The sequence below is a fragment of the Psychrobacter sp. TB55-MNA-CIBAN-0194 genome (assembly GCF_040309505.1).
GTDB lineage: Bacteria > Pseudomonadota > Gammaproteobacteria > Pseudomonadales > Moraxellaceae > Psychrobacter > Psychrobacter fozii.
Genome location: NZ_JBEOOW010000002.1, coordinates 1 through 14,721, shown reverse-complemented (window position 1 = coordinate 14,721; position 14,721 = coordinate 1). Strand labels below are relative to the sequence as shown.

At 42.1% G+C, this 14,721-nt stretch carries 10 protein-coding genes, 1 tRNA gene and 1 pseudogene; 8 read left to right on the top strand and 4 right to left on the bottom strand.

Translation table 11 applies throughout. The annotated features are described in order from the left end of the window. Positions 1-106: 106 nt before the first annotated feature. The 3 genes from AAEY75_RS02710 to AAEY75_RS02700 form a co-directional block, all read right to left on the bottom strand. Positions 107-466, bottom strand: coding sequence for a hypothetical protein (locus AAEY75_RS02710; protein ID WP_197133099.1), 360 nt, complete (start codon positions 464-466; stop codon positions 107-109). An 85-nt stretch (positions 467-551) separates the two neighbouring features. After that, positions 552-929, bottom strand: coding sequence for an arsenate reductase (locus AAEY75_RS02705; RefSeq protein ID WP_352258272.1), 378 nt, complete (start codon positions 927-929; stop codon positions 552-554). Next, positions 926-3,796, bottom strand: a complete 2,871-nt coding sequence (locus AAEY75_RS02700; RefSeq protein WP_352258270.1) for a pentapeptide repeat-containing protein — start codon at positions 3,794-3,796, stop codon at positions 926-928. Before AAEY75_RS02700 ends, AAEY75_RS02705 begins: the two co-directional genes overlap by 4 nt. Before the next feature lie 172 nt (positions 3,797-3,968). On the opposite strand from AAEY75_RS02700, the gene leuS reads away from it, so the two are divergent. From leuS to holA, 3 genes are read left to right on the top strand one after another with little or no spacing between them, the layout of a single operon-like run. Continuing rightward, a complete protein-coding gene (leuS, locus tag AAEY75_RS02695) occupies positions 3,969-6,656 on the top strand; it encodes a leucine--tRNA ligase (protein ID WP_352258268.1) in 2,688 nt (895 codons plus the stop codon). Positions 6,657-6,715: 59 nt separating this feature from the next. Continuing rightward, positions 6,716-7,417: an LPS-assembly lipoprotein LptE gene (locus AAEY75_RS02690; protein ID WP_352258266.1), complete on the top strand. Its 702-nt coding sequence runs from the start codon at positions 6,716-6,718 to the stop codon at positions 7,415-7,417. 60 nt (positions 7,418-7,477) lie between these two features. After that, complete coding sequence (gene holA / locus AAEY75_RS02685) at positions 7,478-8,548, top strand: DNA polymerase III subunit delta (RefSeq protein ID WP_352258264.1); 1,071 nt, start codon at positions 7,478-7,480, stop codon at positions 8,546-8,548. 359 nt (positions 8,549-8,907) lie between these two features. Here holA and AAEY75_RS02680 read toward each other — a convergent pair whose 3' ends face one another. Beyond that, the gene (locus AAEY75_RS02680; protein ID WP_352258262.1) at positions 8,908-9,846 is read right to left on the bottom strand and encodes a 3-hydroxyacyl-CoA dehydrogenase family protein; all 939 of its coding nucleotides are present in this window, start codon (positions 9,844-9,846) and stop codon (positions 8,908-8,910) included. Between the two features lie 182 nt (positions 9,847-10,028). Here AAEY75_RS02680 and AAEY75_RS17520 point away from each other — a divergent pair. The 5 genes and pseudogenes from AAEY75_RS17520 to AAEY75_RS02655 all read left to right on the top strand — a co-directional run. Further along, positions 10,029-10,205, top strand: a pseudogene (locus tag AAEY75_RS17520) (IS5/IS1182 family transposase); the annotation flags it as partial. Next, positions 10,192-10,383: a hypothetical protein gene (locus AAEY75_RS02670; RefSeq protein WP_352258260.1), complete on the top strand. Its 192-nt coding sequence runs from the start codon at positions 10,192-10,194 to the stop codon at positions 10,381-10,383. The pseudogene AAEY75_RS17520 and the gene AAEY75_RS02670, both read left to right, overlap by 14 nt. 266 nt (positions 10,384-10,649) lie before the next feature. Beyond that, positions 10,650-11,984, top strand: a complete 1,335-nt coding sequence (locus tag AAEY75_RS02665) for an efflux RND transporter periplasmic adaptor subunit (protein WP_352258258.1) — start codon at positions 10,650-10,652, stop codon at positions 11,982-11,984. Positions 11,985-12,107: 123 nt separating this feature from the next. Continuing rightward, positions 12,108-14,123, top strand: a complete 2,016-nt coding sequence (locus AAEY75_RS02660; protein ID WP_502944366.1) for a MacB family efflux pump subunit — start codon at positions 12,108-12,110, stop codon at positions 14,121-14,123. A gap of 291 nt (positions 14,124-14,414) precedes the next feature. Further along, positions 14,415-14,490 (top strand) — tRNA-Lys (locus AAEY75_RS02655). The last annotated feature ends 231 nt before the right edge of the window (positions 14,491-14,721 follow it).

Below are 14,721 nucleotides of genomic sequence, written 5' to 3'. Positions count from 1 at the left end.
GCAGCCTATAATTACTAACACTGATACTAACACTGAAAAGCCCGAGCTTGGATACCAAGATCGGGCTTTTTTATGGTCTATCGATGCTCATTTAAACGAGAGAAATTTAATAAGCACAGAACTCGACAGAACTATGGCTACTATTGCCATAAACCTTCATATAATGATTGCCTTTACTCTCAGTAATGTAAGAAGTTTCATTGTCATAGCGATCACCATCCAAACGACCACTTGGCCCTGAGACATAAGCCATATTGATGCGGTCATCACCAACATTACGAATCACTAAGTTTTGATCTGATGCAAGCCATAGACGAAACACTTTTCCGTTTTTAATGTTACCTGTAAAGCTACCGCAATAGCTGTCTTTTGCGAAGGTAATCTTAGTAGAAGTGTCCGCCGCTTGCACGCTTGTGACCATGAGAGGTGCTGCTGCAAGGGCGGCTATTAGTAATAGTTTTTTCATGATTTTATCCTTGAACATTATAAACGAGCAAACTTAATTCCATTGATGGAATCATAGTTTATAACGTGTCAAAGTGATAGCTTTTTTATGGAAAAGTTATATCGAATACAGCCTCATCAAAACCGCACAGTAATATCGACTGACCTTGGTTTTTATCGTCGATCTGACCTTCTACAATCGGACGCTTAATCATACTGGTATTCTCTACTAGCAGGTCAATCGCGTTATCTACATTGGCATCAGCTGATTGCTTTTGCTCGTCAGTCAACTTACGCCATGTGGTGCCACGCTTGTTCAGTACTTTATCAATGCCTAGCTCATTTACCCAACGCTGTACTGTTTTCTTATCAACACCTTGTTTCTTATAATCATGAAAATCATAATTGACGTTTAGTTCATCAAGCTTAGTAAATGCTTTCTTCATCGTGCTGCATGATTTGATACCGTAAATAGTGATGGTCATTTTTCTTCCTCTAATTTCTCTTCTGACGTGTATATGTTTTCTAAAATAGTACCCTTTAGGTTAGAACCTTTGAAATAAGCCTCTTCATGATTCGTGCCTTCAAAATTACCGTTTACAATATTTGAATCAATAAATCTCATATTCCCAATGCTAGCATTCTTAAAGTTTGCATTTTCAAGATTAGAATCAATAAAGTTAACTTGCCCAGCAATATTAAACGAATCTTCAGATACATCTATATTTTCGAGATTACATTCTTTAAAGTCAATCTTCAATAAAACTGTGTTTTCAAAAATCAATTTTTTCAAATTACTGTTTCTAAATTCTGTATCTATAATTCTTGCTTCAGAAAAATTAACATTTAAGAAATTATCATCATTAAAATTAACACCTACCAAAAATGACTCTTTCATACTAACTTCTTTAAAATTACACCCCTGAATTTTATTAAACATTAGAAAACTACCATCTAATATAGTTGAATCAAAGTCACATTTATTAAAACTATTCTTAAATGTAAGGTTAGCTAAGTTCAGATGATTTAAGCATGCTTTTCCTAAATAATTCAATCTAGCCAACCAAACGTCAAATGATTCCTGCTCTTTATAAGATACATTCTTAATTATCTTTTTTGTACGTTTTGCACATAAGGAATGAAGCTCTAACAATGCAATTTCAGAATTGCAACTATACTCTAAATCCTCACTGAAGCTATCTAGACCTAATTTTTTGACAGGCGACTGGCCATTTACAGCCATCTGTATAAGTTCTACAAGTAGCTCTTGAAACTTGCTTATCTTCTGCAAACCAGCATCAGTACTAGCTAATATTTGGATTTCGCCTGCTAAAAACTCTCTTAGATATATATCTATTCTTTGAGGTCCACAAACACTTATCCATTTTCCAAATGCATCTTCTAATGTCCAACCTGAGTCAGCCTCTTCTTTAAACCGTTCTACTTCATTTAACATTTTAGACAGTTCAAGCATTATTCGTTTTGCTGTCAAATACTCACCAAAGCTTTTATGAGTAAACTCAAAAGTTTCATCGCTATTGTTTCCATCAAACTTTCTAAAATAAAATGCCATCAATAGGCGGATAACGCCTGACTCTGCGTCCTTAGTAAACTCTTTGAAGTAGCTATCAATATTAGCCTTTTTACATTGTTCAGTAATCTGGCTAACGCTAGCAGTTCGCCCATTCTCATGCCAGACCGTTAGAGCAATTTCCTGTAGAATACGTATGAATTTTCTCTTATCCATATTATCGACACTTCTGTGTGTACCGCTATCCGTGTATTTGCGCTCATGTACTGAATCTAATAAATCGGCATATATTTCATTTAAATTAGTATTTTCTGAAAATACAATACCGTCTTCTTTCAAATAACTTAATGACACAAGATAATTAAGTAGCGGTTCGGTAGTAATAGGCTCTAAATGTTTAGTAGCTAACTCTGTTGGTATATCATCAAATTTACAACCTTTCAACTCAGCCAATTTTTGCCACCACTCACTACGCTGGTCAGTCATCAATAAGCTATTGGCATCATTGAAATCTTCTCTATTTTCTTCATCAACATAATAAGGCAATAAATAATAGATAGTTTTTGGCTTCTTAAGCTTATGCTGTTGAGACTGAATAGATAATTCACGGCCTGTAATAATTGCTTTCCAATGAACGTTTTTTCTTTCTCTTAAGGCATCTTGCACTTCAGTAATAAATCTGTTTGATACCTCTGCTGCGTTAGTACCACTTTGCATAGATAACTCATCTAAACCATCAAATATAAGTAACAAACCTTTCTCTTCAGTCATATTTGCATGAGAAAGTATTAGTTGATTGTCGACGAACTTCTTAATAGCTTCTAGTAGATAGTCACTGAGATGGAAATGATGTAGAGGGATAAATAAGATTGGTATATTTGATTGTTCAGATAGATTAGCAGCTAATATTTTAGTAAATGACGACTTACCAGAACCAGGACCTCCACTGATAACTCTTAACGTATCATGCTCATTGTATTCCTTCAGCCATTCCTGAATTTCACTCTCTAAATTGCATACAATTTTATTCATGTGTTTATGGGTTTCAATACCTAAAGGTTCTATCAGTTCTTGATCAATTATCTTTTCATCTTGCTCCTCTGGTTTCACATAGTAAGCTCTCAAGGGAACATATATCTGTTTTAACCCAAATGCTTCATCAAACATACGCTCATTAACTTGTTGCTGTAGCCACGAACGATAATGCCTAATGCTTCTCTGCTTTACAGTAGCCTTCGTAAATGGCGTATTTAATTGATCTATAATTGAGGTGTATTGTGAAGCGTTAGTTAACCATTCTTTATCAAGTGAAAAAGAAAATTGACCTTTCAGACGTTCATAAGTTGATTTGGCTTTGGCCTCATCAAGTCCTAGTTGCTGAAGCCATTCAATTAAAACCATTTCCAAGTCATCTAATAGAGCTAAATGATGAGGCGCTTCAAAAAAATCGTTATCTATAGCAACTTCTGACTCATTAATCTTATTTTCTATATTAGTAGCGACACTTGTTATCGCTGCTTCATCAATATTACTACCGAATAAATCCTGATCGCTAGTTAGCATCTCAGTAATAGCCTGAGTTAGGGAACGGGCAATAAGCAACCATGCTAACTCTTCAACCTTTAAATCAAGCTCTGTAGTCTTAGATATATCAAATACACCTTTAACAATCGTCGCTGCACTACCTATTAAGTTTCCAGTTACCCCTTGAGCAGTAGCTTGAACAGCTGTTTTAGATGCCTGAATAAAAAAATCTTTAATATCAAAGCTTATTTTTCGATTGAGCACGCTGACAGGTTGCTTAAGAATAATTTCACTCATGTTATATCTACTGTATAGGTAATAGGAATATCATTAACTTACGATGATTAGCCTACTATTTTCGACTATAACAACTTCACAATCAATCGCAATTTTCGCCAAATTACGCTATGCTATGGCATTGTCGAATTCCACCTATTTTTTATCTGTATTAACCAATTTCGAGCCCACTATGAGTAATACTGTGACATCTGACCAAGCAGAAAACAATTATTATAACCCACAAGCTATCGAAGCGGCGCAACAAGCCAAATGGGCAACTGATAAGCGCTATGAAGTAGGTAATGAGCCTAGCGACAAGCCAAGTCGTTATATGCTGTCTATGTTCCCTTACCCAAGTGGCAAGCTGCATATGGGCCATGTGCGTAACTATACTATCTCGGACGTACTGAGCCGTTACTATCGCCTCAAAGGCTATGAAGTCATGCAACCAATGGGTTGGGATGGTTTTGGCCTGCCAGCGGAAAACGCTGCGATTGCCAATCAAACACCACCTGCCAAATGGACGTTTGCCAATATTGACAACATGCGTGCACAGCTTAAATTGCTGGGCTTATCTATTGACTGGTCACGTGAATTTGCCACTTGTAGCCCTGAGTATTATCAGTGGGAGCAGTGGTTGTTTTTGCAGTTATACAAAAAAGGCTTAGTCTACAAAAAGCTAGCGACAGTCAACTGGGATCCGATTGACAATACTGTCTTGGCCAATGAGCAAGTCATCGATGGCAAAGGCTGGCGCAGTGGCGCTGCAGTCGAAAAGCGCGACATCCCAATGTACTACTTCAATATCACTGATTATGCCGATGAGCTATTGGATGATTTGGACGATTTGGAAGGTCATTGGCCATCTGAAGTATTGACCATGCAGCGCAACTGGATTGGTCGTAGTGCGGGTATGGAAGTGCATTTCCCATACGAATTGGCTGGTGAAACAAACACTTTAGACGTGTTCACTACCCGCCCTGATACCTTGATGGGTGTGACTTATGTCGCGGTTGCCGCCGAGCATCCACTTGCACAATATGCGTCTGAGAATGATGAAGCGATTGCAGATTTTTGTGCCCTATGCAAAAAAGGCTCAGTCGCTGAAGCTGACTTGGCCAAAGCTGAAAAAATCGGCATGGACACAGGTCTCACCGTAACGCATCCATTGACGGGTGAAGAAGTACCTGTTTGGGTGGCCAACTATGTCCTAATGAGCTACGGTTCAGGCGCGGTCATGGCAGTACCGGCACATGATGATCGCGATTATGAGTTTGCGACCAAATACAGCCTGCCTATTAAGCAAGTTATCGATGTACCTGCTGGTTATTTTGATGAAGCAGAAGCAGATGCCAAAGCGAATGATACTAAAATCAATCTTGCCTATACTGAACGCAATACCTTAGTCAATTCAGGCGAATTTGATGGTCTAGATTTCGAACAAGCGTTCGAAGCAATGCTTGCCAAGCTTGAGCCACAAGAATTGGCCAAGAAAAAAATCCAATATCGCTTACGTGATTGGGGTGTATCGCGTCAACGCTATTGGGGCTGCCCTATCCCAATGATCAATTGCGAACATTGCGGTACGATACCTGTCGAAGAGCAAGATTTGCCAGTCATTCTACCGACTGATGTCGTTCCTGATGGCCGCGGTAACCCACTCAAAAACATTCCAGAATTTGTAAATACCACCTGCCCTAAATGTGGCAACCCTGCTGAGCGTGAAACCGATACCTTTGACACCTTTGTTGAGTCAAGCTGGTACTATGCGCGCTTTGCTAGCCCAAATGATGCGCAAAGCATGGTCAACAAATCTGCTGCAAACAAATGGCTACCTGTCGACCAATATATCGGCGGTGTTGAGCACGCGGTTATGCATCTACTTTACGCACGTTTCTTCCATAAACTTATGCGTGACGAAAACTTAGTCTCAGGAAACGAACCGTTTGCCAACTTGATGACCCAAGGTATGGTACTTGCAGGTACTTTCTATCGTGTCAACGCTGATGGCAGTACTACTTATTACTTTACCGAAGATGTCGATATCGATTATGACGAGCGTGGTCAACCGATCAAAGCCATCTTAAAGACTGATGGACAGCCAGTGACCATTGGCAAAATCGAAAAAATGTCTAAGTCAAAAAACAATGGTGTCGATCCACAAATCACCATCGACAAATATGGTGCTGATACGGTTCGTCTGTACACACTATTTACTGCGCCTGCTGATCAAACGCTAGAATGGTCAGACGATGCGCTAAAAGGCCCTTATAATTTCGTCAAAAAAGTCTGGCGTCTGGCAACAGAGCACACGCAAGCGCTTAGTGCAGCGAACTTAGATCTTGCGACGCTGAATAGTGAAGCATTGAACACTAACGACTTGAGCAAAGCAGCCAAAAACCTACGTCGCAAAACTCATGAAACCATTGCCAAAATTGATAATGATTTGGGTGATCGTTTGGCATTGAACACACCAGTATCGAGCCTCATGGAGCTTGCCAATGAGCTTACGAGCTTTAAGGCGGCTAATGAGCAAGACCTAAAAGTACAGCACGAGGCTGTGACTGACTTGCTTATCATGTTATCAGTGTATGCACCGCACGTTGGTGAGCACTTACTTGAGCAGTTAGGCTTAGACACCGTCACGCTAAACTACCCAGCCGTGGATGAAGCTGCACTGGTGCAGGATATGATCACGATGGTCGTACAGGTCAATGGTAAAATGCGCGGTAAGATGGATGTGGCGCCGAATAGCGATCCAGAGCAACTAAAAGCACAAGCTCGAACCATGGAAAGCGTGGCAAAATTCATCACTGGCGAAATCAAAAAAGAAATCGTCGTCCCGAATAAACTCGTGAATATCGTGGTTGTAGGTTAGATATTTTAGGCTTAGTAGATACTCTATCTAAGCCTTCTTATCATTTGAGGATAGCGATTATGTCGTATAAGCAGCAAGCCCTATCAAGTAGCAAAAGCCCTACTGCAAAAAAGTCCGGCGGACAAAAGCTAGTAACTGCATTACTTACTGCACTGCCGATGTTTACAGTGCTCGGTGCAACGGCTGCGCTTAGTGGTTGCGGCTTTCAGCTACGTGGTTATGATGCGCCGATGCTCCTCGATGTTGCCAAAACAGCGGTCATTATCGAAGACAATCGCACCGCTTTCCCGCTTAAGCTACCATTAACGCGACGCCTAGAAACATTAGGTGTCGATGTTATTAGTAACATGACAGCCGCAGACGTTGCGCTTAATAATAAACAAGCCAGCGCTGATCCTGTTTCTGTTATCAGCGTCAACAACCTGCGCTTTAGACAGTATGAATTAGTCGGTGTATTAACAGAGATTCGCTTGATCATATCAGCAGATGTTAGCTATCAAACCACTGAAAATGGTAAGCCCGTTACACTGAGCAATCCTATCCAAATCGAGCGTAGCTATCAGTACAATGACGCCTCGGTGAGTACGGATGATCAGCAAGGCGATCAAATTCGCGAATGGCTCTATGACAGCTTGGCACGCCGTATCACTGATCAGTACGTTGCTATCTCTCTGCCTAAAGTACCGTCTACTGGCACTAAAACACCAGTAAAAATCGGCAATGGCTCATCATCGACAGCCGTGGTCGTACCAACGCCTTAACGTCTCATTACGATACGTTCCATACTTATTTCTATTAACCTGTGTACTACCCATCTATTTATGCAAGATACCTTTATACAAGCCTATCCAAAACTACTACAACCCTCCGTTGCAGTAGCGGGCTTGTGGCTGGCGCACGGTGATGAGCCGTTGCTTAGTCAATGGCTCATCGATGCGCTGCGTCCACATTGGCGCGCGCAGAATTATGCCATCAAGCGCATAGAGCTGATATCAGTCAAAAGCTGGCAAGAAGTACTGTCAGAGTTGGGTAGCCAATCATTGTTTGATGATGCCAGCGCCTTAATCGTGACCGGCAATCATAAACCCGATAAAACTGTCATTGCTGAGCTCGAACGCTTTGCGATTGAAGCACAAGCAGGTACACACGGTCATAGTGTATTATGGCTTACGCCTAAGCAAGACAAACGTAGCCAGAGCAGTAAGTGGTTTGCGCCATTTTCTCAATACGGTCACATCATTGATTGTAATTTATACAACGAGCAGCAACGGCAGCAGCTATTGCAGATTCAGGCTCAAAAGTTTGGGTTACGGCTGTCTCAAGAAGCATGGCAACTACTGATGTCACATACTGAGCATCATCTATTAAGTGCTTATCAAACCTTGTGGCGACTGTCTTATCTGTTTGCGCCGCAGTTAATGGCTCCTCATGAAGATACCGAAACAGCTGGCGATTTTGCACAGCCTACAAATACTGTGGCACTCGATATCACAGATTTACAAGCAGCATTGGTCAGTGACGCTCAATTTAGCGTGTTTGATTTGTCGGATGCGATGCTGGCAGGTAATAGTGCACAAGTGGCAAAAATCATCTTTCAACTCAAAGCGACTGATGAGCCAACGACCTTAGTATTATGGGCAATTAGTAAAGACATGCGTCAGATTATACAACTGATGGACGGACAAGATCCGCAAACGCTTGGCATTTGGCGCAGCAAACAAGGGTTATATCAACAAGCCTGCCGTCGCCAATCAAAAACGCAAACGGCTGAATGGCCTGCGCTCTTATACCGCTGTGACCAAGCCATCAAAGGACTGGTTCGCCAGCCAGCGTGGGAGTTACTATTGCAAGCTGCGCTAGAACTAGCAGGAAAGCGTCTGTTTACCGTTTGATGGGTTGGAAAAATTCAATAACTTAGTGTTTGATATTCGATCATGGCACTGGCAGAGATTGTTTTTTAGACAGTTCGACGTTAGAAATAGTAAGTTTAATCATTCTAAGCGTCTATGCTTGTCTCATACCGAACGCCAGAGCTTGATACCACTGACTCATTAATTATTCAAAAGAGTATTTCCATCTATTTTGAATAATTAATGTGATAGGCGTTTTAACTACAGTGACCCAAAACGTCAATTACATCAGCTAAAACTATGGGTCACGCAGGAACTGAACTGGTTATCTAGGGCGTGTCCTCAATCTGAACGAAATAGCCTCAATGGGCTAAAAATGAGGACAGCTCCTACTTTAATTTTTATATTCCTGCTTTCAAATCATTTTTGAGGAAATAAATCAGTGTTTTTTCCCGTTCTTCATTCATTTTCGCCGACACATCTGGTTCCCACGAATAAAAGCCCTCTCCTGTTTTATCTCCTAGCTTATTTTCATTCGCAAGTTGAGACAGCACTTTACCTGAACGTTGATCTGTCGACAAATCTTCGAATAAATAATTGGAAATAGACGAGCAGACATCTAGCCCACCCATATCCGCAGACATCAGTGGCCCTGTCACAGGCAGCCGGCGGCCTATACTATAAGTCACAGCAGCATCGATATCTTCTTTTGAAGCAGCTCCAGCATCTAATAATGCTTGTGCTTCCCGGAACAGTGCATACTGCAAACGATTCCCAATAAACCCTGGGATTTCTTTGTTAAGTACTATCGCCTTTTTGTTCATCAACATTAAAACATCCATTGCTCGCTGGACTGTAACTGCATCTGTATGCTCGCCTTTTACCACCTCCACCAAAGGAATGAGATGAGCTGGGTTCCAGAAATGGGTTACAACAAAACGTGCAGGATGCAGCATATCCGCCGCTAATATACTCGGTGTAAATCCTGAGGTATTACTGGCAATCACTACATCGTCTTTAACTAACGCTTCCAACCTGCTATATAGCTCTTTTTTTAAATCTAAAACCTCAGGGATAACTTCAATAATAAAAGTTGCCTCCGACACTGCTTCTTCTAGGGAAGTAGTAAATTGGATACGTTGTCTAATTTCGTTCATTTGTTCGGATGTAAACAGCTCGTTTTCAGTCATTACCTTGAGCTTATTGTTCAAGCCTTTAACAGCGTTTTCAAGATCATATTCATCGATGCCGTATATGTTTACGGTTTGGTTGGCCCATGCTGCTGATAAAGCAATTGAATGCCCCATCGTCCCAGCACCAAGAATTGTAATATTTTCCATTTTCTATATTCCTTTATATCTGGATTGTATGACGCAGACTACCCAACAAACCTTTAGGGCGTGTTAAACATTGGTCATAAGGTGATGATAAAAATAGCAAACCGTTAATCTTTAAGTTCTCACGCCAAAAGACCTCGTTTCCTATGCCTCGCATAATACTCAAAGATGAACACTGAACCAGACTGAAACCTATATTACTGGAACTTAATGTTTATAACAAAGAGAATGTGAGACAAACGGTTGGAGGCGTCTTTATCATATGCGCGTTGGCTGTCCTTGCCGTGATCTACCGATTACTTCAACAGACCCTAATCACAGATTCAGGCCTTGAGCGGGCATTTATAGATGGTACTCATATTAATGAAGTTTGTGCCATGGACGGATAAAAAGAAAGTAGCGGTTGATCTAAAAGTATCTTCTGCGCTCTTATACCGTTGTGACCAAGCCATCAAAGGACTGGTTTGTCAGCCAGCTTGGGTGCTATTACTACAAGCGGCATTAGAGCTAGCGGGAAAGCGTCTGTTTACTGCGCGATAAATATCTATCACTATCGCCATTCCTGTCTTGCAGCAAATGCGACGCTTTAGACAGTGACACCTATCACCATCTCTAGCACAGCTTCTACCCTTTCTATCATTCTCAGACTCACCCGTTTTTACTATTCATCACTCAACTTCTATTATTTCTCTATTCCCACCACGTTCAAAAACACCTTAACCTTTCTTAAACTAATTGCCATTCCCTTTTAGGGATGAAGCATCTACTATAACCATACTTGAGTTTACTGTGATTGGATTGTTGTTATGCGCAAAATAAGCAAAAAATCTGCTATCAAATGGGGCGTCATTGTCCTGATTATTGCCGCATTGGTGGCGTTGGCTTATGCTACGTTGAAGCCAGAAGAAGAAGGCCCAAACTACTTAACTGCCACGGTTGAGCTCGGCGATATTGAAAAAAATGTCATGGCTTCAGGCAAAGTCAAAGCCTTAAATACGGTTGATGTCGGTGCACAGGTCTCTGGTGAAGTAACACGTCTCTATGTGGAAGTGGGTGATGAGGTACAGAAAGGCGATTTGATCGCGCAAATTGATCAAGTCACTCAAAACAATAACTTAAGCAATCAACAAGCTGGCCTTCAGCAAAGTGAAGCCGCACTCCAAAGTGCAAAAGCAGAAGCACTAAGCAAGCAAGCCAGTCTAAAAAGCGCCTATGCCGACCTTGCCAGCCGTCAGTCTGAGCTGAAGCAAGCAAAGTCCGATTTTTCTCGTTTGCAGTCTTTGGTTGCCATTGATGCCATCTCTCAGCAAGAGTATGACACGCAAGCAACTAGCGTTGAGACAGCCGAAGCAGCCGTTGCTAATGCACGCGCTGCCATCGATACAGCAAAAGCAGCAATCGCTACCACAGATGCTAATATTAATAGTCAGCAGGCAGCCATACGCATATCACAGACGAACGTAAGTACCGCAGAGGAAGATCTCAGCTATACCACTATTCGTGCGCCTATATCCGGTACGGTCGTTTCTATCACAACCGAACAAGGCACGACCGTCAACGCCAATCAAACGGCGCCGACTCTGGTTACCCTAGCCGATTTATCAACGGTTCGTATCAATGCACAAATCTCCGAAGCTGATGTCATTAACGTCAGTGCTGGCATGCCTGCTTACTTCAATATCATTGGTAATCCAGACAAACAGTATGATGCGACCTTGACAGCCATTGAGCCAGCACCTGAGGAGATTAGTGAGACCAGCTCAACGGACTCTGCAATCTACTATGTCGGCTATGTAGAAGTGCCAAACCCTGATCGATTATTCCGCATTGATATGACTGCTCAAATCTATGTCATTATTGATGAAGCCAAAGATGCACTGCTTGTACCATCAACGGTCGTACAAGAAAGGGCTGCTAAAAAGAAAGTAGAAGGCCAAGCCCAAACCAGCAAATATGTACGAGTGCTAAAAGATGACGGTAGCGTCGAAGAACGAGCCGTAACAGTAGGTATCGACAACCGAGTAAATGCGCAAATATTAAGTGGTTTAAAAGAAGGCGAGGAAGTTATCATCAGTGGAGAGAGCACTAAAAAATCAGGTAGCGGGCGTGGACCTGGCGGTGGTGGCATTCCAGGCATGTAACCTATTCTTTGTATATGTTGATTGTAATAGAGCTGGTACAAATCAGCTCTGCTGCACCGACGCTCACGACACTTGATTAAAGACATTGCTATGACTATATCTCAATCTTCTAAACCGTCGCCTATGAGCACTGACGTCTCAGCAGAAACCCCAAAGAATAATGTATCCTCCATCGCTGATAATCCTATTATGCAGCTGTCGGGGATTATTCGAGAGTTCCCTGCTGGTGAGCAAACCATTCGAGTCTTGCATGATATCAACCTGACCATCAATCAAGGTGAAATGGTTGCTATTATCGGACAATCAGGTTCAGGCAAGTCCACTTTAATGAACATCTTGGGCTGCTTAGACCAAGCATCAGCTGGTGATTATAAAATTTATGGCCAATCAGCAAACAGGCTAGATGCTGATGAACTGGCTAAATTGCGCCGTGAGCACTTTGGGTTTATTTTTCAGCGTTATCATCTGCTCGGTGATATCAATGCCAAAGACAACGTCGCTGTCCCTGCCGTATATGCTGGCATGAATACTGAGGCACGCATCAATCGTGCCGAAAAGCTCCTGACAGACTTAGGACTGGGAGAAAAGGTAAACAATCGACCTAGCCAGCTCTCAGGTGGTCAGCAGCAGCGTGTCTCGGTTGCTCGTGCTCTGATGAATGGTGGCGATGTTATCTTAGCCGATGAACCAACGGGTGCGCTAGATAGTAAATCTGGCGAAGATGTGATGGCTATACTGCACGACCTAAATGATCAAGGTCATACCATCATTATGGTTACCCATGACCCCAAACTTGCCGCCCAAGCCGAACGCGTGATTGAGCTGAAAGACGGTTATGTCATTGCTGATTATAAAACTGAGCATTATAAACCGACAACTCAACAGCCTGAGCCTATTCTGAGCCAACATCGAAAAAGCGCCTTTGGTAGCTTTGTCGATCGTTTGCTCGAAGCCTTTAAGATGTCCTTGCTTGCCATGCGTGCACACAAGATGCGCACTCTATTGACCATGCTCGGTATTATTATCGGCATTGCAGCAGTTGTGTCTATTGTGGGTTTAGGTCAAGGCTCGCAACAGCAAATTCTCGCAAATATTAGCTCACTCGGTACCAATACTATAACAGTGAATGACGGCTACCCTAGAGGCGACCCAAGACGCCGTTACAATGATGACAACCTCACGCCAGAAGACTCAGAAGCGGTCGGCAATCAACCTTATGTCGTTAATGTCAGCCCTCAAGTGAACGCCACCTCTAGTGTGCGTTATCGCGGTGTAGAAGAGAGCTCAACTGTCAATGGTGTGGGGGAATACTACCTAGGAGTCACCGGTGAGACATTGGCACTGGGTCAAGGTTTTGATGCGCAAAGTATCAGCCTGCGCAGTCAAGACATTATTATTGATAGCAATGCTCAAGAAGCCTTCTTTTCAGACGTTGCAAACCCAGTTGGTGAAGTACTACTTATTGGCAGTGTACCTGGGCGAGTCATTGGCGTCTTAGAGGAAAGCGACAGTGGTTTTGGTCCAGACGTTACCACACCTACCATATATATGCCCTACACCACCGTGATGTCACGTATTACTGGTAGCGCTAATATCGACCGTTTTATTGCGTTGTTAGATGATAGCATCTCCTCTAGCGCTGCTGAGTCTGCTATCTCCGACTTAATAGAAGGTCGTCATGGCAAAGATGACTTTGAGATTCGTAACTCAGATTCTATTCGTCAGACCATTGAATCGACGACAGGCACCATGACGCTGCTTATCTCATCCGTTGCTGTTATCTCATTAATAGTTGGTGGTATTGGCGTTATGAATATCATGCTGGTATCTGTGACCGAGCGTACTAACGAGATTGGAGTACGAATGGCCGTAGGCGCACGGCAAAGCGATATTATGCAGCAGTTTTTGATAGAAGCGGTACTGGTCTGTATTTTAGGGGGCTTACTGGGTATTGGCATGGCCTTTGCCATCGGTGAATTGATCAATCGATTGGGCGGCGATAGTTTTAAAGTTATCTATTCATCAACTTCTATTATTGCAGCCTTCGTATGCTCAACGCTCATCGGGGTTGTTTTTGGCTTCTTGCCTGCCCGTAATGCTGCCAAACTTGACCCTGTGGATGCCCTCTCTAGAGATTAATAGTGAATGACAAGCGAGCTGAATCATTATAATTAGGGTCTGAAACGGCTCTAATAGCGAAATCCTGAAGAAATATAACTTTTTTTCTAATATTTGCACTTTATTTATCATTTAGGGTTGTAATTGTCATAATAATATATATAATGTGCTCTCACGTTTAGGGATACAAAATATTTAAACGTTGAAACAAACTTAATGTGCTTATTAAAATTAAGTTTGATTAACAAAGTTTTTGTTTAAAGAACTTTGACTTGTAGAACTAAAAAGCAATGCTTTTTTATGTGTTCTTCAGGGCCGATAGCTCAGTTGGTAGAGCAGTTGACTTTTAATCAATTGGTCCCGCGTTCGAGTCGCGGTCGGCCCACCATATTTAGTATTACGCTTGTTGTGTACCTTACCCTATCAGGTAGCGGCATAATAAGTCACAAAGTTTAAGAAGATTTCTTTTAGAAAACTTCACCGAATTTACGAAACTGTAAATTCACTTGTAGAGTTAAAAAAGCCAGTGCTTTTTTATACGCTCTTCAGGGCCGATAGCTCAGTTGGTAGAGCAGTTGACTTTTAATCAATTGGTCCCGCGTTCGAGTCGCGGTCGGCC

Coding starts and splice junctions, on each gene's coding strand:
- AAEY75_RS02710 (WP_197133099.1), bottom strand. CDS start 466: ATGAAAAAACTATTACTAATAGCCGCCCTTGCAGCAGCACCTCTCATG.
- AAEY75_RS02705 (WP_352258272.1), bottom strand. CDS start 929: ATGACCATCACTATTTACGGTATCAAATCATGCAGCACGATGAAGAAA.
- AAEY75_RS02700 (WP_352258270.1), bottom strand. CDS start 3,796: ATGAGTGAAATTATTCTTAAGCAACCTGTCAGCGTGCTCAATCGAAAA.
- leuS (WP_352258268.1), top strand. CDS start 3,969: ATGAGTAATACTGTGACATCTGACCAAGCAGAAAACAATTATTATAAC.
- AAEY75_RS02690 (WP_352258266.1), top strand. CDS start 6,716: ATGTCGTATAAGCAGCAAGCCCTATCAAGTAGCAAAAGCCCTACTGCA.
- holA (WP_352258264.1), top strand. CDS start 7,478: ATGCAAGATACCTTTATACAAGCCTATCCAAAACTACTACAACCCTCC.
- AAEY75_RS02680 (WP_352258262.1), bottom strand. CDS start 9,846: ATGGAAAATATTACAATTCTTGGTGCTGGGACGATGGGGCATTCAATT.
- AAEY75_RS02670 (WP_352258260.1), top strand. CDS start 10,192: ATGGTACTCATATTAATGAAGTTTGTGCCATGGACGGATAAAAAGAAA.
- AAEY75_RS02665 (WP_352258258.1), top strand. CDS start 10,650: ATGCGCAAAATAAGCAAAAAATCTGCTATCAAATGGGGCGTCATTGTC.
- AAEY75_RS02660 (WP_502944366.1), top strand. CDS start 12,108: ATGAGCACTGACGTCTCAGCAGAAACCCCAAAGAATAATGTATCCTCC.